The organism is Massilia sp. 2TAF26, from assembly GCF_052115005.1.
In the GTDB taxonomy this organism is placed as follows: domain Bacteria; phylum Pseudomonadota; class Gammaproteobacteria; order Burkholderiales; family Burkholderiaceae_D; genus Telluria.
Window position 1 is genome coordinate 116,671 of record NZ_JBFRFV010000001.1, and the last position, 17,967, is coordinate 134,637.

The following is a 17,967-nucleotide window of genomic DNA, read 5'->3' on the forward strand; positions in this document are numbered from 1 at the left end:
AATAATGCCATACAAACACAAAAGCGAGGCGCCCAGATGGGCGGAATTCACCCCTCAATTCCTGCTATGGGCGTCCATTTCGCTTCTTGCATGAAACGCAACACGGCGGCGGCCACCGGCGCCGCATGGGCGCCGCCCGTCTCGTCGGAGCGGCTGGCGAACACGGCGAAGGCCAGCCGGCGCGTCTGTCCGGGCAGGCTGCCGGGTTCGAGCCAGCCGGTAAACCAGACCGTGGCGCGCTCGCCGTCCCCCACCGGCGCCGTGCCGGTCTTGCCGTACAGGCCGCGCCGCAGGGTGGCCAGCTCGCTGCCGCGGAAGGCGCCGGCCGCGGTGCCGCCGTCGATCACGCCCTTCATGCCGGCGCGGATGCGGTCCAGGCGCACATCCAGCGGCGTTCCCGAGGGCGCGGCCGCCGCGCGGCCGTCCAGGCTGTCCAGCAGGCGCGGCGTGGCGATCTTCCCTTCTCCCACCGCCGCCGCCACCAGCGCCATCTGCAGCGGGGTCGCCTGCATGCGCAGTCCGATCGCCATCTGGCGCAGCTCGTGGCGGGTATGCACCGGGTCGATGCCGCTGGGGCTGGCCTGCAGCGCATCCCAGGCCGACCACGGATAGTCCGCCGGCAGCAGGCCGCCGTCGAGGCGCAGGGCCTGGCCGAAGCCGAGCCGGCGCGCCATCGCGACGATGGGCCGCAGCTCGTCCAGGGCGCCGGGCGTGAGCGGCTGCAGGTCGGGCGCGCCGCCCTCGGGCCGGCCCAGCAGGCTGCGATCGGACAATTCGCCGGCCCAGGCGAACCAGGTGTTCAGGCTGTAGGTGATGGCCTGCTGCAGGCCCAGGCGACCGTCCTGGGCGCGCCGGTCCAGGCCCTGGTCGCGGAAATTCGTGATGCGGGCGCGGCCGTCGACCGGATAGGTGGAGGCCTCGGTGCGGAAGGCGAAGCCGCGCGCCGCGGCCGCCGCGTTGATGGCGGCCAGCGGCTCGCCGGCCAGCAGGGCATCCAGCCGGGCATCCTGGCGCGCCGCCAGCTCCAGCCCAAGGGCGCTGACGATCTTGAAGGTCGATCCGGGGCTGCGCTCGGCGCCGCCGTCGTGCTGGAAGGCCGGCAGGCGCAGCGGGCTGGCGGCCGGGTCGATGCGGTCGAAGTCGCGGACCTCGGGCCAGTTGGAAGCGTCGACCCAGGCGGTGCCGGCGCCTGCCGCCGCCAGGATCTCGCCGCTGGCGGCATCCAGCACCACCATGCCGGCCTGGCGCCCCGCCGGCGGCGCGCTGCCGCCGGTGCAGCGGCGCCCATCCCATTCGCCGCGGCGCATCGCGATGCAGTCGAGCGCGCCCTGGACCGCCGCCTGCAGACCGAGATCCAGGCTCAGGACGGCCTGGTGGCTGCCGCTGCCCGGCAGGCGCGCCAGCATGCCGGCGACGCTGCCGGCATGCCCGGCCTGCACGCCCAGCAGCGGCGCCAGCCCGGCCTGGCGGGCGGCCTCGGTGGGCGCGCCATCGCTCCACAGGCTGTGCCCGTGGCGGTCCGCCAGCGCCACCGCGGCCCGGACCGGCGCACGCCGTCCCTGCCCGGCCGGCAGCGCCTGCCATGCCAGCGCGCCATCCTTCAGCACCAGGTGGCGGTAGCGGGCATCGCCCGGCGCCGCCAGCGCGTCCATGCCGAGCGGCGCCGCGTCCACGACGATTTCACGCGCGCCGGGATCCGGCGCCAGTTCCAGCACCTGGACTTCGTCCGGACGCACGCAGGCACGGCCGCCGCAGGCCGGCGTTGCCGCGATCAGGCGTGCGCCCGAGATTCCACCCAGTCGCCCGACCAGCATCAGCTGCATCGTCGTGCCCGGAGCCGCCTGCGCCGGCGGATGCAGGCGCAGGCGGGCGCGCTCGCCACCCAGCGGCCAGGACGCCACCCGCTGCCAGCCGCTCCAGCCCTGCGGCAGGCTGGCGAACAGCCGGGTGGCGGCGGCCGGCAGGTCGCGCGCCAGCGGCGCCGGCGCACCGCCCGCTTCGATCCGCGTGCGCACCGCATCGGTGCCGGCGCGCAGGCGCCAGGCCAGCAGGTGGCGCTCGCTGTTGAAGATGCGGACCTGCTCGCGCAGGAAGTCGCCGTCGGCATGCCGGTAGAGGCGCTCGAGCAGGCGCCGGGTGTCGTCATCGATGGAAACGTGATCCCAGCCGGTCTTGCCGACCGTGCGCCAGGCCGCCAGGTCCGGCGGCGCCAGCTCGGCCAGCCCGTCGGCACCCAGGCGCAGCAGGCCGCGCGCGTTCAGCGCCTCGAACAGGCGCTGGTCTTCCAGCGCCGGCGCGGGCTGGGCCGGCACACGGTAGCTGCCGGGCGCCAGCCAGGCCTGGACCGCTTGGCCCGTGTCCGGGAAGGCCAGCGCCAGCGCGCGCGTACCCGGCTGGGCCGATGGACGGAAGAGCTGTAGCACCAGCTCGCCGGCCGCGCAGGCGCTGCTGGAGCGGCGCAGGAAGCGCAGGGCCTTGTGCTCCCACAGCAGCCAGCCCTGGCGGCCGAGTGTCGCCTGCCCGGTGGCGGCCTCCGCGACCACGGCGCCGCCGCGGTCGCCGGTCCAGCGCGCGGGCACGCCTTCCCAGCGCAGGTTCGGGGCCGCCACGCTGCCGCTCAGCTGGATGCGCGGCATGATCTCGTCGGCCAGCACCACATTGCGCAGCGCCACCGGGCTGGCGGATTGCGCATTGCGCGCCGCAAGCGCCGCCACCTCGTCGAAGCGGTAGCCGATCCGCAGCGGCAGCAGGCGTCCGTGCGCCGGATCCACCATCTGGCTGCACAGGTCGATGCGCTGGGCGGGCTCGGCGCGCAGGCCGGACAGGATCAAGAGGGCGGTACCGCCATGCGGCTCCAGCACCACCGCCGGGCCGGTCGGTACCGTGAAGGCGGCGCCGGGCAAGGCCGGTTGCAGGGACGCCAGGCCGTCCGGACCGGCGGCCTGCGCCTCGCCGGCGGCCGCGATCCAGCGCGCATGCGCGCCAATCGCGACGCCGCCGGCCACGCCCAGCAGGGCGCAGGCCAGGCCCAGCCAGCGCAGCGCGGCCGGACCGGCCGGTGCCTCGCGCGCCGGCGTTTGCGGACGCGCGTCCGGCCGCGTGCGCGCCCGTCCCGCCCGCAGGTTGCGCGCGCGCCGCCAGCGCGCCTGCCCCGCCGCCAGGGCACCGAACACTGTTGCCATCATGCCGCCTCCCCTCGATGTGTCGGCCAGGCCTAGCGGGGGGCGGCCGAAAACGCAGAGTTTCGGGCGCGGTTTTTCGCACTTCATCCCGCGTTTCTTGCGGCCTGTCGCAAGCTGCTGGAGACATGAGGGCCGTCTGGATAAAGTGCACACATCGAAACCCGATTCACAACCCGAAACGAAAGGAGCAACATCATGAACATCATCAAGCACATGGAAGCCGCCTTCCTGTTTTCGCTGAGCGTCGCCGGTGCCGCAAGCGTGGCCATCGAAGCGATTCCGCCGGCCCAGGCCAGCGCCCCGGCCCGCATCGAAGTCGTCGCCCAGTCGAGCATGCCGGTCGTGCACGTCACCGCCAAGCGCATGACCGAGGCCGAGAAACGCCTGTCCCTGCACGCCGAGCGCACCGGCAACAGCAACGGGGGCATCCAATGAACCGCGGCGTCCGCGGGCGGCGCCGGCACCCTCGCCGGAACCTGCCCGCGGCCAGCTGAGTTGCCGCATCGTCCTTCCGCTTCACCCTCCGCTTTACTCCTCCTCTCATCGATCCCCTCCAGCGCCCACCGGGCAGCGTGGCTTCCAGGCATCATCAAACGACCGGATTCTGTTTCAGATGTAAGCGACTTTTTCAGACGCCCACAGCGGTGCTCGACCGAGCTATAGTGAACTCGTCGCAAACGCATCTGATCCTTGACTGGACTGGAGACCGAATATGAAACGCACCCTTGCCCTTGCCGCCCTGATCTTCGCCGGCGCCGCCGCCGCCCCCCTGCCCTCGCTGGCCGCGAGCAACGTCAGCCTCTATATCGGCACCGCGCCGCCGGCGCCGGTCTACGAACGGATTCCTGCGCCGCGCCATGGCTATGTGTGGGCGCCCGGCTACTGGAACTGGGCCGGCCACCGCCACGTCTGGGTGCCGGGCAATTGGGTCGTCGAGCGGCCGGGCTATGTCTACAATGCGCCGGTCTGGACCCAGGGCGGCGGCGGCTGGTATATGCAGCCGGCCCGCTGGACCCAATATGGCGGCTATGACCGCGGCTACCGCGACCGCGACCGTGACGGCATTCCGGACCGCTACGAAGTGCGCCGCGGCTGGGACCGCGACCGCGACGGCATCCCCGACCGCTACGAGCACGGCCGCCGCGACGGCCGCTGGGACCAGGACCGCGACGGCATCCCGAACCGCTATGACCGCGACGGCGACGGCGTGCCGAACCGTTACGACCGCCGCCCGGACAATCCGTGGCGCCGCTGATCGCCGCTGCCTGATGTCCTCCTGAAAATGCGCCGCCTGCCGGCGCATTTTGCGTTTTGGGGTATCCTCCCGGCATGATTGAGCATTCCCGTCTTCAAGAGATCGCCTACAAGAGCGAACGCGCCGCCAGCCGCCGCCTGGCCGCCGCCGATGGCCTCAGCGACGAACAGGCCCTGCGCCGCACCCTGGAATTGAAAGCCGGCAAGGCCGGCCTGGCCGCCCTGGTCGAGGCCCGCAGCGCCGAGCTGGCCGCCCAGGCCAGCCGCAGCGCCGCCCGCACCGCCCTGCGCGAGGCGGCGCGGGCACGCCAGGCCCGCCGCCACGACGGTCCGCCCAGCGCCTGGCGCGCCTGGTTCGACGGTTCGGCGCGCCCGAATCCGGGACGCTGCGGGATCGGCGCCCGCCTCGACGGGCCGGGCGGCAGCGTCGAGATCTCGCGCCCCGCCGGCCACGGCAACAGCAGCGAAGCCGAGTACCGCGCCCTGATCGCCGTGCTGGAAGCGGCCGTCGCCGGCGGCGTGTCCGGCCTCACGGTGTACGGCGACAGCCAGGTCGTGATCGGCGACGTGACCGGCCCGGACGCCCTCGCCGCGCCGGCCCTGCACGCCTACCGCGCCACGGCGCGCGCACTGATGGCGCGCATCGACGGCCTGGTCCTGCGCTGGGTCCCGCGCCACAAGAACCAGCAGGCGGACGCGCTGTCGCAGCGCGCCTTCGACGATTTCCCTGACCATGCAAACGCAACCGAAACCGCAACTTATGCAGCTGAACTCTCCTGAACTCGAGGCCTGGCGCGCGCGACTGGCCGCCCTCGCCATGGAATGCGCCGCCGGCGACCTCGACGGCGCCCACGATGCCAACCACCTCGACCGCGTCTGGCGCAATGCCCGCGCCCTGCTGGCCGATCACCCGGACGCCGACGTGCTGGTGGTGCTGGCCGCCTGCTACCTGCACGACCTGGTCAACCTGCCGAAGAATGATCCGGCCCGCTCCAGCGCCTCGCGGCTCTCGGCCGAGCTGGCGCGCGCACGGCTGGCCGGACTCGGCTTCCCGGCCGCGAAGCTCGACGCCGTCGCCCATGCGATCGAAGCACACAGCTTCTCGGCCGCGATCGCACCGCGCACGCTCGAAGCCCGGCTGGTGCAGGATGCCGACCGCCTCGACGGCCTTGGCGCGGTCGGGCTGGCGCGCATGTTCTACATCGCCGGCCGCATGGGCAGCAGCCTGGCCCACGGCGGCGATCCGCTGGCGACCGCGCGTACCCTCGACGACAAGACCTATTCGCTCGACCACATCCCGGTCAAGCTGGCCCTCCTGCCCGGCATGATGCAGACCGCGGCCGGACGCCGCCTGGGCGAGCAGCGCCTGGCCATGCTGATGGACTTCCGCGACGCCTTTGCGGCCGAGTGGAGTGGCGTGGCGTAAAAGCTAAGCCATTAACTGACAGGCAACGGTGCTAACATAGGGATTTTCCGTATCCGTGACGGCGATCCCATGACCAGCACTGCGACCCTTGCCAAGGCTCCGGCCGGCAACCTGAACTTCGTCCTGATCTGCGTGTTCATCGACATGCTTGGCATCGGCCTGATCGTGCCGGTGCTGCCCGGGCTGGTCGGCGAATTCGTCCACGGACGCGAGCAGCAGGCCATGTGGTACGGGATCCTGGCGGCCTCCTTCGGGCTGATGCAGTTCCTGTTCATGCCGATGGTCGGCGCGGTCAGCGACCGCCTCGGGCGCCGTCCCGTGCTGCTGTATTCGATGGGCGGCATGTGCATCAACTTCCTGACCACGGCCTGGGCCCCGAACCTGGCCTGCCTGTTCATCGGACGGATCATCGGCGGCGCCTCCTCGGCCAGCATGTCGGTGGCCTCGGCCTATGCCTCGGACGTCACCCGGCCCGAAAACCGCTCGAAAAGCTTCGGCAAGATCGGCGCAGCCTTCGGCGCGGGCTTCGTCTGCGGCCCGGTGCTGGGCGGCCTGCTCGGCAACGTCTCGCTGCACCTGCCCTTCTACGTGGCCGCCGCGCTGTCCGCCGCCAACTTCGTGTACGGCTACCTGGCGGTGCCGGAGTCGCTGCCGCCGGGCCAGCGCAAGCCCTTCAGGCTGGCCGACATCCATCCCTTCGGCGGCCTGGCGCGCCTGGCGCGGCGGCGCGATATCCGCAGCCTGATCGTGGTGTACACCCTGACCACCTTCTCGCAGATGATGCTGCAGTCGGTCTGGGTGCTGTACACCACCTTCCGCTTCGACTGGACGCCGCGCGACAACGGCATCGCGATGTTCTGCGTGGGCGTGGTCAGCATCGTGGTCCAGGCAGGCCTGCTGTCGGTACTGATCCGGCGCTTCGGTGAAGTGCGCCTGACCCTGCTCGGCCTGGCCTCCGGCGCCATCACCTTCCTGCTGTACGGACTGGCCACCCATGGCTGGATGATGTACGTCTTCATCATGTGCAACCTGCTGGCCTTCGCCTCCGGTCCCGCCCTGCAGGGCATCATCTCGAAGTCCACCGGCGCCGGCGAACAGGGCGAGCTGATGGGTTCCCTGCAATCGGTGGGCAGCCTGGGCGTGATCCTGATGCCACTGCTCGGCACCTTCCTGCTGGGCGCGGCCAGCCACCTGCCGCCGCAGGACTGGCGGATCGGCATGCCCTTCTTCGTCGGCACCACGATGCTGGGACTGGCCTTCTTGGTCGCGCGGCGCTACTTCCGCAGCCACGGCCAGCTGTGACGGCGGCCATTCCGCTGCCCGTGATCGCGGCGGTGCTCGGCGCCGCCCTGCTGCACGCGACCTGGAACGCGCTGGTCAAGGGCCGCGCCGGACAGGGCGACCCGCTGCTCCCGACCGTGCTGGTGGTGGCCGGCGGCGCGCTCGCCAGCGCCGTGCTGCTGCCCTTCCTGGCCGCGCCGCAGCCCGCCAGCTGGCCTTTCATCGCCGCCTCCAGCCTGACGCAAACGGTCTACTACCTGCTGCTGATCGCCACCTACCAGCACGGCGACATGAGCCATGCCTATCCGCTGATGCGCGGCACGGCGCCGCTGCTGGTGGCCGTCTTCAACGGCATCCTGCTGGGCGAGCACCTGAGCGGCGCCCAATGGCTCGCGGTCTGCCTGATCTGCGGCGGCGTGCTGGCCATGCTGCTGGCCGCGCGCAGGCCCTCGGCGCAACAGCCACACGGCCAGCGCCGCGCCACCCTGTTCGCGCTGGCGACCGCCTGCGTGATCGCGCTGTACACCATGATCGACGGCGCCGGCGTGCGCCGCTCGGGCGCGCCAGCCGCCTACACCATGTGGATCTTCCTGCTGACCGGCGTGGCGGTCTGCGCCTGGAGCGCCCGCGGACGGATGCGCGCGCTGGCGGCGCTGGCCCGCGCCCGGCCGCTGCTGCTGCCGGTCGGCGGCGTGAGCACCCTCGGTTCCTACGGCATCGCGCTGTGGGCGATGACCCTGGCGCCGGTGGCGGCGATCGCCGCCCTGCGCGAAACCTCGATCCTGTTCGCCACCGCGATCGCCGCGCTGTTCCTGCGCGAACGCGTGGGCCGCGGGCGCCTGCTGGCGGCAGGACTCATCGCCTGTGGCGCCATCACCATGCGCCTTGCATAGAAATAAAGTTGTGCTAAGGTCCTGAAGCGGGCCCGGCAGGCCCCGATCACCTATCTGGCGGAGACTCCATGAACAACCATAAGAAAACCCTGTGCGGCGTCATGTTCCTGCTCGCTTCGGCATCGAACGCGGCGACGGCCGGAAAAAGCTATACGTACTCCTACCTCGGCAATCCCGACAACCCGAACGTCAGTGCCAAACCGGTCTCCTGCGCCACGAGCGCCTGCAGTCCCTCGGTCGCACTGGTGGGCGGCGGCTACGACGTCGGCGAAGCCTTCCGCTGGATGATCGCCCGCGCCGGCGTCGCACCCGGCACCGGCGGCCGCTTCGTGATCATCCGCGCCACCGGCACCGACGCCTACAACCCCTATATCTACAGCCGCCTCGGCCAGGTCGACAGCACCAGCCCGAAAGGCTACGAGCTGGTGGGCGGCGCCGACCTCGGCCTGACTTCCGTCGAGACCCTGGTGATCCCGAACCGCGCGGCGGCCGAGGATCCCTTCGTCCTGAACGTGATCAAGCGCGCGAACGCCATCTTCATCGCCGGCGGCGACCAGGCCGACTACTACAATTACTGGCAGAGCACCTCGCTGAACACGCTGATCCAGAAAGCCATCGCGGCCGGCATTCCGGTTGGCGGCACCAGCGCCGGCACCGCTATGCTGGGCCAGTATGCCTTCGCCGCCCTGAACGGCGCGGTGGAATCGCCCAAGGCACTGAGCGATCCGTTCAATCGCTACGTGACCCTCGATCCGCTGAACACCTCGTCGAACAAGTTCGTCCAGACCGGCAGCTTCGTGAACATCGCGCCGCTGGCGAACACCGTCGCCGACACCCACTTCAATACGCGCGACCGCCTGGGCCGCCTGTTTACCTTCGTGGCCAGGATCGGCAAGGGCTGCAGCGGCGGCGTGGCGAACTACGGCGACGTGGTCGGCGTGGGCATCAACGAGGAGACCGCGCTGCTGATCTCCGGCGCCCCGGGCGGCGCCAAGGCGGAGATGGCGGTCAATCCCTACAACGCCGAGAACACCACGGCCCAGTACACCGCGCAGAATTCCGCCTACTTCGTGAAGTACAACGGCGCGCCCTCGCAATGCGTGGCCGGCAAGCCGCTGGTCGACAACAGCAACATCCAGGTCTACCGCCTCAGCGCCCAGCCATCCAGGCCCTCGCCCTACCCCTCGGCGCCGCAGTACAGCTTCAGGGTGAGCGCGAGCTTCAACACCTCGAACTGGAACGCGCAGACGGTGCAGACCTATGGCGACGGTTCATCCCTGAGCGGTCCGTACACCTACGGCACCTCGGGCGGCGCAATCCTCGGCAATACGGTGCATTGAATGAGCGACGAAACGAGCTACGATTCCGGGAACGCCTTCGCCAGGATCCTGCGCGGCGAACTGCCGTCCCTGAAGATCTACGAGGACGAGGCCACGCTTGCGATCATGGACATCATGCCGCAAGCCGACGGCCACGTCCTCGTCATTCCGAAGGAGGCGGCGGCCGAGATCTTCGAGCTATCCCCCGACGGCGCCTGCGCCTGCATCCGCACCACGCAAAAGGTGGCGGCGGCGGTGAAGGCCGCGCTGGACGCGCCGGGCATCATGATCGCCCAGCTCAACGGCAGCGCGGCGGGCCAGACCGTACCGCACGTGCACTTCCACATCATCCCGCGGCGTGAAGCGGAGCCCTTGCGCATGCATGGGCGGATTCCTGCGGATCCCGTGCATTTGCGCGAGATCGCGGCGCGCATCGTGGCCGCGCTGGAGGGCGGTGCTGGCTGACTTGTCCCACGACGGCATTTGCTAGCGCGAGTCCTTATGTGGGCTTCCCGGCGCATGGGATATCGGAGACGAGATAGGACTCTTGACGAACTGGTCGAACGCATCGGCTGGAATATCTGAACCGCTTCCAGTCTGCTTCGAGTCGGCAGCGGGCCGTCGTAACAGCACCAGGGCCTTTATGGCAGGATTACGTCGATCTCGACCAGCGCGCTTCCTTTCGCCGCATAGCCGAGCTTGGCTGCGGCCGCGTACGATAGATCGATGATCCTGTCAGAGAGGAATGGGCCGCGGTCGTTCACGCGAACAATCAGCGTTCGACCGTTCTCGACGTTGGTAACCCTGACATAAGACGGGATGGGAAGGAGTGGATGCGCTGCCGTGAGCTTCATCACGTCGTAGAGTTCACCACTTGCCGTCGGCATTCCGTGGTAACGGGTTCCGTACCAGCTTGCCACGCCACGCGCATGGTAGGGCATTAACTTGTTCATCGGACGGTAGCTGTTTCCCATTGCAACATAGGGCTTGAGCGTACCGGAGACGAACCGCTCTGTTCTAGGTACTGGTTCGTTGACTGCATCAATCTGCGCCTGCGTTACGCCTTTTGGTGGACCATCGTTGAGGTAATAGCGCCCACCAGCTTTCGCTGGCTGAACTTTTGTTGTCGAGCAGGCTGCAAGGGACAGCGCCAACGCAGCTATCAGCGCTGGTGTTGAACAGATAGGTAAAATGCTTCTCATCGTTGCTTTCCAAACGTTTTTCATCGCGTCCGACACTCCGCCGACTTGTCACCATTTCGAGGGACTTGCCTCGGCATCCGTTGGCAAACACTGCAAGGCTAAAGGCCGAGCTTGTGGATGATACATGTGGAACGGCAGAACAGAAAAATCGTTCTGTCGCAGTTTTGGATCAGCGAAGGGCCGGATTGACACGTTGCAGAGCGTCGGCTCGGCATACAATGTTGTCAAAGCAGCAATCCCATCAGGCGTCGTGACTGTCCGCAAGCGGGGCCAGAAGCGGACCAAAGAGAGGACATATGCTTAAATATCACGTTATTACAGTTGCAATGTTTGCTGCAAGTGTCGCGCTTTCAGCTATTGGGATGCACACAAGCGCAGTGCTGGCTATGGTTATGGGCGGAGTGCTTGAATTAATTGCATGGAAGCGGCTTGTAAAGGGCCGCAGAAATGCTTAAGACGTAAGCCTAGCGTCCGCTTTGGGTCGTGGATTCCAGCCCTCTGTGACAGTCTGCGATTTTTCCCGCCCGACCAAGTGCTATGCTGAGCCCAGCGGCCCGGCTTAGCCGCCAGCAGTCTATTCAAAATCCCAATCCTCCAGCAAGAACTGCGAACATGTGGAAATCAATGAACCCTGGCGTCATAGGGAGGATAGTGCGACAGGCTTCCCATAAAAGGTGGCTAGCTGTGCCACTCTTATGGAGCGCTTTGACGGCAAGCGCCATTCCGCCTCCGCCGGCAGCTCCTCCACAACTGCGCGAAGCGCGGATGACCGTCGCGATTCGGCTCGTCGAAGCAATCCATGGACGGGTTGCCAACATAACCGAGCTTTGCAAAGTTAGCGGAACAATCCCTGTCTACGCTGATGACGGTGGCGCTACCCGTGCTAATGGCGGCGAGATTTCCGGTTGCAAGATGCTTTGGAAGGGACAGAGCTTGAATGTCTCTGTGCGAGGAGCGATAGCAATTTCAGACGGTCCCGTTACCTTTGCGTTTGCAAGCGTTAGCGTCGTCCCCCCAGATGCCATCCCACTCTGCCCAGGCATGTGCGGGCCACAACCGTTAGCAGATTCAAGAGCAGAAGTGAAAATGAACGGCAACCCTAAGTCGATCAATTTCAGCTTAAATCCCAACCCGGTATCCTTAATGAACTCCAAGCCGACCGTCTGGCTCGAAGCGGATGTCGTGGCCGAGGGGCGGGGCCGCACGTTTTAGCTCAAGCGGCGCGGTACAAGTCTGCACGCGCGATCTTAGGATCTGCTCTGGATCGACAGCGGACTGCCGGGCACGCCAGGTGCCCGACACCTTGCGGCAAACTTTATCGTCCGTTCAAACTCAAGCTTCCGGCAACACCGCCGTCACCTCGATCTCCACGCGGGCCCGGTCTTCGATCAGGGCCCGCACTTCGACCGCCGTCATGGCCGGGAAGTGCTTGCCGATGATCTCGCGGTAGGCCGCGCCCAGCGCCTCCGAGGCGGCCAGGTATTCGCGCTTGTCGACCACATACCAGGTCATGCGCACGATGTGGCGCGGTTCGGCGCCGGCCTCGCGCAGCACCTCGACGATGTTCAGCAGGGCCTGGCGCGCCTGCATGGCGAAATCGTCGCTCTCGAAATGGCCGTCGGCATTCCAGCCGATCATGCCGCTCACGAAAATCTGGCGGCCGCTCGCGGCGACGCCGTTCGAATAGCCGCGCGGCCGCGGCCAGCCCGGGGGTTGGAGTATGTCCATCATGCTTGTTTTCCTTCTTCCTTCGCTTCGCGCAGCAGTTCGCGTGCGATGATCAGCTGCTGTACTTCGGTCGCGCCCTCGTAGATGCGCAGTGCGCGGATCTCGCGGTAGAGCTGCTCGGCCGGGTGGCCGCTGGTGACGCCCAGGCCGCCGAACATCTGCACCGCGGCGTCGATCACTTGCTGGGCCGACTCGGTGGCCGTCATCTTGGCCATCGCCGCTTCCCTGGTCACCTTCTGTCCACGGTCGCGCTGCCAGGCGGCGCGGTAGGTCAGCAGCGCGCTGGCGTCGATCTGGGTGGCCATCTGGGCCAGCTTGGCCTGGGTCAGCTGGAAGTCGGACAGGTGCTGGCCGAACATCTCGCGACTCGTCGCATGCGCCAGCGCCTCCTCGAAGGCGCGGCGCGCGAAGCCCAGCGCGGCGGCAGCCACCGAGGTGCGGAACACGTCCAGGGTCGCCATCGCCACCTTGAAGCCCTGGCCGGCATCGCCGATGCGCTGGGTGGCGGGTATCCTGCAAGCGTCGAAGCGCAGGCGCGCCAGCGGGTGTGGCGCGATCACCTCGATGCGCTCGGCGATCTCGAAGCCCTTTGTTCCGGCGTCGACGATGAAGGCGCTGATGCCGCGCGCGCCCGGCGCCTCGCCGGTGCGGGCGAACACCACGTAGAAATCGGCGATGCCGCCGTTCGAGATCCAGGTCTTCTCGCCGTCCAGCACATACGCATCGCCGTCCAGCCGGGCCGCGCATTGCATGGCCGCGACGTCGGAACCGGCATGCGGTTCGGACAGGGCGAAGGCCGCGATCGCATCGCCGCGGGCCACGCGCGGCAGGTAGTGTTCGCGCTGGGCGGCGGTACCGAACAGGCTGATCGCGCCCGAGCCCAGGCCCTGCATCGCGAAGGCGAAGTCGGCGAGGCCGTTATGGCGCGCCAGGGTCTCGCGGATCAGGCAGATGGCGCGCGTGTCGATGGTCTGGGACTCGCCGCCGATCGCATGGCGCAGCCAGCCGCCCTCGCCCAGCAGGCGCACCAGCTGGCGGCAATCGGCATCGACATCATGCCCGTGCAGGCCGCGCACGTGCTCGGAGGCCCAGCGGTCGAGCGCCGTTTCGAGGTCGGCGTGGCGGCCGTCGAAGAAAGGCCATTGCAGGTAGGACTTGTCGGCCATCTCAGTCTCCTTCGAAATCGGGCGTCTGCTTGGCCACGAAGGCGTGGTAGGCGCGGTGGAAGTCGTTGGTCGCCATGCAGATGGCCTGGGCCTGGGCCTCGGCTTCGATGGCTTCGTCGATACCCATGTTCCACTCCTGCTGCAGCATCTTCTTGGTCATGCCGTGGGCGAAGGTCGGACCGCCGGCCAGGCTACGCGCAAGCTGTTGCGCCTCCGCCAGCAGGTCTTCCGGCGCGCACAGGCGGTTGTAGAAGCCCCAGCGCTCGCCCTCCTCCGCCGACATCGAACGGCCGGTGTACAGCAGCTCGGCCGCGCGTCCCTGGCCGATCAGGCGCGGCAGGATCGAACAGGCGCCCATGTCGCAGCCGGCCAGGCCGACCCGCGTGAACAGGAAGGCGGTCCTGGTGCGGGCCGTGGCGAAGCGCATGTCGGAGGCCATCGCCAGGATCGCGCCGGCGCCGGCACAGACGCCGTCGACCGCGGCGACGATGGGCTGCGGGCAGGCGCGCATCGCCTTCACGGTATCGCCCGTCATGCGGGTGAAGGCCAGCAGGCCCGGCATGTCGAGCCTGGTGAGCGGGCCGATGATCTCGTGGACGTCGCCGCCCGAGCAGAAATTGCCGCCGGCGCCGAGGATCACCACGGCTTTCACATCATCTGCGTAGGCAAGCGCGCGGAACAGGTCGCGCAGCTCGGCGTAGGAATCGAAGGTCAGCGGATTCTTGCGCTCCGGCCGGTTGAGGGTGATGCTGGCGACGCCGTCGCTGATCTCGTACAGAAAGTGCTCGGCGCGGTAATCGGCCAAGGTATTGCGGTTGCGCGGCAGCGAATGCGGCTCGCCCTGCAGGTAACGCATGATGTACTCCTATTCCTTGTCGTCTGTGTCGTCTTGGTCGTGCAGATGCTGCTTCATGGTGTCCAGCAGCGCGATCATCCTGGCCTTGTCGGCGGCGGGGATGTCGCGGAACAGGTCCGCCACCCAGCCTTCGTGCACTTCGGCCATCTCGGCGAAGGCGCCGCGCCCTTCCGGCGTCAATGTGACCACGAAGGCGCGGCCGTCCTGCGGATCCGGCACCCGCGCCACCAGGTGCTCGCGCTCGAGCTGGTCGACGATGCCGGTGACGTTGCCGCCGGTGACCATCATGCGCTTCGACAGTTCGCCCATGCGCAGTCCTTCCGGATGCCGTTCCAGCTGGGCCATCAGGTCGAAGCGCGGCAGGGTGATGCCGAAGCTGGTGCGCAGGCGGCTGCGGATGACGTCCTCGACCCGCACCGTGCAGGCCAGCATGCGCAGCCACAGCTTGAGGGCCTGGTGGTGCTCGCCGGTCAGGCGCGCGGTCAGGTCGAGCTGGGGCTTCACATCACCTCCCCGCCGGCCACCGCGATGGACTGGCCGTTCATGGCCGCCGCCGCCGGCAGGCACAGCATGGCCACCGCATGCGCCACCTCTTCCGGCCGCACCAATCGTCCCTGGGGATTGCCGGCGGCCAGTTCGGCGCGCGCCTGTTCCTCGCTGCGGCCGGTCTTGCGCACGATGTTGGCGACGGCTTCCTGCACGATGTCGGTCTCCGTATAGCCGGGGCAGACCGCGTTCACGGTGACGCCCTTGGCGGCCAGTTCCAGCGCCAGCGCGCGCGTCAGGCCGACCAGCCCGTGCTTGGCCGCGCAATAGGCGGCAACGTAGCGGTAGCCGGTCAGGCCGGCGGTCGAGGCGACGTTGACGATGCGCCCCCAGCCCGCGTCCAGCATGGCGGGCAGCGCCGCCTGGATGCAGTGGTAGGCGCCGCTCAGGTTCACCTCCAGCATGCGCTGCCACAGCGCCTCATCGGTTTTCATGAAGGGCGCCGACGCGGCCTGGCCGGCGTTGTTGACCAGGATGTCGACCCGGCCCGCGCGTTCGAACGCCGCGGCCACGCCGGCGGCGTCGGCGACGTCGATCGCCTGCCATCCGCTCGCGCCGCCCAGGCCGGCGGCCGCCGCTTCCAGCGCCGCGGCATCGCGCGCCATCAGGGTCACGCGCGCGCCCTGGGCCTGCAGAGCGCGGGCGATCGCCAGGCCGATGCCCCGGCTGGCGCCGGTCACGACCGCATGTTTTCCCGCAAGCGTCTCCATCAGCCCTCCAGCAACTTTGCCGCGATCTGCTGCGGCGACAGGCCCGTGTTCGCGGCCGCCAGCTGGCGTTCGCGTTCCAGGTTGCGCTCCATCTGCGCCTTGCCGGCCAGGTACTGCTTGGGCCAGGCGATGGCGGAGAAGCCGATCCTGGCCGCCTCGGTCAGGGTCCAGGCCGGATTCGCCAGGTGCGGCCGGCCCACCGCGCACAGGTCGGCGCGGCCGGCGGCGATGATGCTGTTGGCGTGGTCGGCCTCGAAGATCGAGCCGACGGCGATGGCCGGGATGCCGGCCTCGTTGCGGATGCGGTCGGCGAACGGCGTCTGGTACATGCGGCCGAACAGTGGTTTTTCCTGCTTGCTCACCTGGCCGGACGAGCAGTCGATCATGTCGGCGCCGGCGCACCGGAACAGGCGCGCGATCTGCACCGCGTCTTCCGGCGTGATGCCGCCTTCGACCCAGTCGTGGGCCGAGATGCGCACGCTGATCGGCTTACCCGTAGGCCAGACGGCGCGCATCGCGCGGAACACGCGCAGCGGATAACGGCAACGGTTCTCGAGGCTGCCGCCGTACTCGTCGCCGCGCCGGTTGGTCAGCGGCGAGATGAAGGAAGACAGGAAGTAGCCGTGGGCGCAATGCAGCTCCAGCCAGTCGAAGCCGGCCTCCTCGGCCGCCAGCGTTGCGCGCACGAAGTCGGCTTCCACGCGCCCCAGGTCTTCCTCCGTGGCGGCGCGCGCCAGTTGCGAAATCCCCGGCAAATACTGCTGTTCCGAGGCCGAGATCAGCGGCCAGTTCCCGCTTGGTAGCGGCTGGTCGATGCCGTCCCACATCGCGCGGGTCGAGCCCTTGGCGCCGGCGTGACCGAGCTGCAGGCCGATCCTGGCATCGCTCTGGCCGTGCACGAAGTCGACGATGCGCTTCCATGCCGCCGTGTGCTCGGGCGCATACATGCCCGGGCAGGCCGGGGTGATGCGGGCATCGGCCGACACGCAGGTCATCTCGGCCATCACCAGCGCGGCGCCGCCCAGCGCGCGCGCGCCCAGGTGGACCAGGTGGTAATCGCCCGGCACCCCGTCGTCCGCCGAATACTGGGCCATCGGCGAGACCACGATGCGGTTCTTCAGCAGCACGTCGCGCATCCTGAACGGCGTGAGCATCGGCGGCAGGTGGGCGCCGGCGGACAGCTCCACGCCGGCTTCGGCGCAGGCGCGCTGCGCGAACCAGTCCTCGAAGCGCGACACATAGCCGCGGTCGCGTAGGCGCAGGTTCTCGTGCGAGATGCGCTGGCTGCGGGTCAGCATCGAGTAGGCGAACTGCTCGGCTTCCAGCGCGCTGTAGCGGTCCACGTTCTCGAACCATTCCATCGAATTGCGGGCCGCCGACTGGATCTTCAGCACCTCCACCGAGCGGCTGGCCTGGTAGGCGTCGAGCGCGGCGCGCAGGTTGCCCTCGTTCCCGGCGCAGCAGCCCGCCAGTTCGATCGCATCTTCCAGCGCCAGCTTGGTGCCGGAGCCGATCGAGAAGTGGGCCGTGTGGGCCGCATCGCCCATCAGCACGACCGGCACGGAGGATGAACCCTCGCCGTTCCAGTGCACCCACTGCTCGCAGACGATGCGCGGGAAGGCGATCCAGGCGCTTGATCCGCGCCGGTGGCCGGCGTTCGACATCAGCGCGTGGCCGTCCAGGTGTTCGGCGAACAGGCGCTCGCAGAAGGCGATGCCCTCTTCCTGCGGCATGTCGGCCAGGCCGGCCTTGCGCCACACCTCTTCCGGGGTCTCGACGATGAAGGTCGAGGTGTCGCCGTCGAACTGGTAGATATGGGCCTGGAACCACCCGAACTCCGTTTCCTTGAACACGAAGGTGAAGGCATCGAACTTCTTCTTCGTGCCCAGCCACACGAAGCGGCAGCGCCGCGTCTCGACCGAGGGCCGGTAGTCCTCGGCATAGCGGCTGCGGATGCGGCTGTTCAGGCCATCGGCGGCGATCACGAGGTCGGCGTCGTAGCGGGCGGCGATGGCCTGGTCGTCCTGGACCTCGGTCTCGAACACCAGCTCCACGCCCAGCTCCTCGCAGCGCTGCTGCAGGATGTTGAGCAGGCGCTTGCGGCCGATGCCGCAGAAGCCGTGGCCGCCCGAAGTGACGCGCACGCCCTTGTAGAAGACGTCGATGTCGTCCCAGTGGTTGAAGGCCTGCAGGATGGAGCGCGCGGTCGGCTCGTCGCTGGCCACCAGGTTGCCCAGGGTCTGGTCGGAGAACACCACGCCCCAGCCGAAGGTATCGTAGGGCCGGTTGCGCTCGACCACGACGATGCGGTGTGCCGGGTCCTGCTTTTTCATCAGCAGGCCGAAATACAGGCCGGCGGGACCGCCGCCGATGCAAACGATATTCATACGATGCTCACAGTAGA

At 68.5% G+C, this 17,967-nt stretch carries 16 protein-coding genes; 8 read left to right on the plus strand and 8 right to left on the minus strand.

Annotated features, from left to right (window positions below):
* Positions 1 to 47: 47 nt before the first annotated feature.
* Positions 48 to 3,185: a penicillin-binding transpeptidase domain-containing protein gene (locus AB4Z32_RS00545; RefSeq protein WP_441933342.1), complete on the minus strand. Its 3,138-nt coding sequence runs from the start codon at positions 3,183 to 3,185 to the stop codon at positions 48 to 50.
* 192 nt (positions 3,186 to 3,377) lie between these two features.
* Between AB4Z32_RS00545 and AB4Z32_RS00550 the strand changes: the two genes are divergently transcribed.
* From AB4Z32_RS00550 to AB4Z32_RS00585, 8 genes are all read left to right on the plus strand, one after another.
* A complete protein-coding gene (locus tag AB4Z32_RS00550; protein WP_441933344.1) occupies positions 3,378 to 3,617 on the plus strand; it encodes a hypothetical protein in 240 nt (79 codons plus the stop codon).
* A 277-nt stretch (positions 3,618 to 3,894) separates the two neighbouring features.
* Positions 3,895 to 4,437 (plus strand): YXWGXW repeat-containing protein, encoded by a 543-nt coding sequence (locus AB4Z32_RS00555; protein WP_441933346.1) that lies wholly within the window; start codon positions 3,895 to 3,897, stop codon positions 4,435 to 4,437.
* A gap of 74 nt (positions 4,438 to 4,511) precedes the next feature.
* On the plus strand, positions 4,512 to 5,216 hold the full coding sequence (locus tag AB4Z32_RS00560; RefSeq protein WP_441933347.1) for a ribonuclease HI family protein: 705 nt from the start codon (positions 4,512 to 4,514) through the stop codon (positions 5,214 to 5,216).
* Positions 5,197 to 5,862 (plus strand): HD domain-containing protein, encoded by a 666-nt coding sequence (locus AB4Z32_RS00565; protein ID WP_441933349.1) that lies wholly within the window; start codon positions 5,197 to 5,199, stop codon positions 5,860 to 5,862. Before AB4Z32_RS00560 ends, AB4Z32_RS00565 begins: the two co-directional genes overlap by 20 nt.
* A 69-nt stretch (positions 5,863 to 5,931) precedes the next feature.
* The gene (locus AB4Z32_RS00570) at positions 5,932 to 7,164 is read left to right on the plus strand and encodes a TCR/Tet family MFS transporter (protein ID WP_441933351.1); all 1,233 of its coding nucleotides are present in this window, start codon (positions 5,932 to 5,934) and stop codon (positions 7,162 to 7,164) included.
* Positions 7,161 to 8,036 (plus strand): EamA family transporter, encoded by an 876-nt coding sequence (locus AB4Z32_RS00575; protein ID WP_441933353.1) that lies wholly within the window; start codon positions 7,161 to 7,163, stop codon positions 8,034 to 8,036. The genes AB4Z32_RS00570 and AB4Z32_RS00575 overlap by 4 nt, the downstream gene beginning before the upstream one ends.
* A 68-nt stretch (positions 8,037 to 8,104) precedes the next feature.
* Positions 8,105 to 9,376 (plus strand): cyanophycinase, encoded by a 1,272-nt coding sequence (locus AB4Z32_RS00580; RefSeq protein WP_441933355.1) that lies wholly within the window; start codon positions 8,105 to 8,107, stop codon positions 9,374 to 9,376.
* On the plus strand, positions 9,377 to 9,820 hold the full coding sequence (locus AB4Z32_RS00585; RefSeq protein WP_441933357.1) for an HIT family protein: 444 nt from the start codon (positions 9,377 to 9,379) through the stop codon (positions 9,818 to 9,820).
* A gap of 176 nt (positions 9,821 to 9,996) precedes the next feature.
* Here the strand turns inward: AB4Z32_RS00585 and AB4Z32_RS00590 are convergent, their stop codons facing one another.
* From AB4Z32_RS00590 to AB4Z32_RS00620, 7 genes are all read right to left on the minus strand, one after another.
* Complete coding sequence (locus AB4Z32_RS00590; protein ID WP_441933358.1) at positions 9,997 to 10,581, minus strand: septal ring lytic transglycosylase RlpA family protein; 585 nt, start codon at positions 10,579 to 10,581, stop codon at positions 9,997 to 9,999.
* Between the two features lie 1,308 nt (positions 10,582 to 11,889).
* Positions 11,890 to 12,285, minus strand: coding sequence for a RidA family protein (locus tag AB4Z32_RS00595; protein WP_441933886.1), 396 nt, complete (start codon positions 12,283 to 12,285; stop codon positions 11,890 to 11,892).
* Positions 12,285 to 13,451 (minus strand): acyl-CoA dehydrogenase family protein, encoded by a 1,167-nt coding sequence (locus AB4Z32_RS00600; RefSeq protein ID WP_441933360.1) that lies wholly within the window; start codon positions 13,449 to 13,451, stop codon positions 12,285 to 12,287. Before AB4Z32_RS00600 ends, AB4Z32_RS00595 begins: the two co-directional genes overlap by 1 nt.
* Position 13,452: 1 nt before the next feature.
* Positions 13,453 to 14,307 (minus strand): enoyl-CoA hydratase family protein, encoded by an 855-nt coding sequence (locus AB4Z32_RS00605; RefSeq protein WP_441933361.1) that lies wholly within the window; start codon positions 14,305 to 14,307, stop codon positions 13,453 to 13,455.
* 9 nt (positions 14,308 to 14,316) lie between these two features.
* The gene (locus AB4Z32_RS00610) at positions 14,317 to 14,811 is read right to left on the minus strand and encodes a MarR family winged helix-turn-helix transcriptional regulator (RefSeq protein ID WP_441933363.1); all 495 of its coding nucleotides are present in this window, start codon (positions 14,809 to 14,811) and stop codon (positions 14,317 to 14,319) included.
* Positions 14,808 to 15,563, minus strand: a complete 756-nt coding sequence (locus tag AB4Z32_RS00615; protein ID WP_441933364.1) for an SDR family NAD(P)-dependent oxidoreductase — start codon at positions 15,561 to 15,563, stop codon at positions 14,808 to 14,810. The genes AB4Z32_RS00610 and AB4Z32_RS00615 overlap by 4 nt, the downstream gene beginning before the upstream one ends.
* Positions 15,563 to 17,950, minus strand: a complete 2,388-nt coding sequence (locus tag AB4Z32_RS00620) for a bifunctional salicylyl-CoA 5-hydroxylase/oxidoreductase (RefSeq protein ID WP_441933366.1) — start codon at positions 17,948 to 17,950, stop codon at positions 15,563 to 15,565. The genes AB4Z32_RS00615 and AB4Z32_RS00620 overlap by 1 nt, the downstream gene beginning before the upstream one ends.
* Between the last annotated feature and the right edge of the window lie 17 nt (positions 17,951 to 17,967).

Coding starts and splice junctions, on each gene's coding strand:
- AB4Z32_RS00590 (WP_441933358.1), bottom strand. CDS start 10,581: ATGAAAAACGTTTGGAAAGCAACGATGAGAAGCATTTTACCTATCTGT.
- AB4Z32_RS00555 (WP_441933346.1), top strand. CDS start 3,895: ATGAAACGCACCCTTGCCCTTGCCGCCCTGATCTTCGCCGGCGCCGCC.
- AB4Z32_RS00600 (WP_441933360.1), bottom strand. CDS start 13,451: ATGGCCGACAAGTCCTACCTGCAATGGCCTTTCTTCGACGGCCGCCAC.
- AB4Z32_RS00585 (WP_441933357.1), top strand. CDS start 9,377: ATGAGCGACGAAACGAGCTACGATTCCGGGAACGCCTTCGCCAGGATC.
- AB4Z32_RS00550 (WP_441933344.1), top strand. CDS start 3,378: ATGAACATCATCAAGCACATGGAAGCCGCCTTCCTGTTTTCGCTGAGC.
- AB4Z32_RS00580 (WP_441933355.1), top strand. CDS start 8,105: ATGAACAACCATAAGAAAACCCTGTGCGGCGTCATGTTCCTGCTCGCT.
- AB4Z32_RS00560 (WP_441933347.1), top strand. CDS start 4,512: ATGATTGAGCATTCCCGTCTTCAAGAGATCGCCTACAAGAGCGAACGC.
- AB4Z32_RS00620 (WP_441933366.1), bottom strand. CDS start 17,950: ATGAATATCGTTTGCATCGGCGGCGGTCCCGCCGGCCTGTATTTCGGC.
- AB4Z32_RS00565 (WP_441933349.1), top strand. CDS start 5,197: ATGCAGCTGAACTCTCCTGAACTCGAGGCCTGGCGCGCGCGACTGGCC.
- AB4Z32_RS00545 (WP_441933342.1), bottom strand. CDS start 3,185: ATGATGGCAACAGTGTTCGGTGCCCTGGCGGCGGGGCAGGCGCGCTGG.
- AB4Z32_RS00570 (WP_441933351.1), top strand. CDS start 5,932: ATGACCAGCACTGCGACCCTTGCCAAGGCTCCGGCCGGCAACCTGAAC.
- AB4Z32_RS00615 (WP_441933364.1), bottom strand. CDS start 15,563: ATGGAGACGCTTGCGGGAAAACATGCGGTCGTGACCGGCGCCAGCCGG.
- AB4Z32_RS00605 (WP_441933361.1), bottom strand. CDS start 14,307: ATGCGTTACCTGCAGGGCGAGCCGCATTCGCTGCCGCGCAACCGCAAT.
- AB4Z32_RS00595 (WP_441933886.1), bottom strand. CDS start 12,285: ATGGACATACTCCAACCCCCGGGCTGGCCGCGGCCGCGCGGCTATTCG.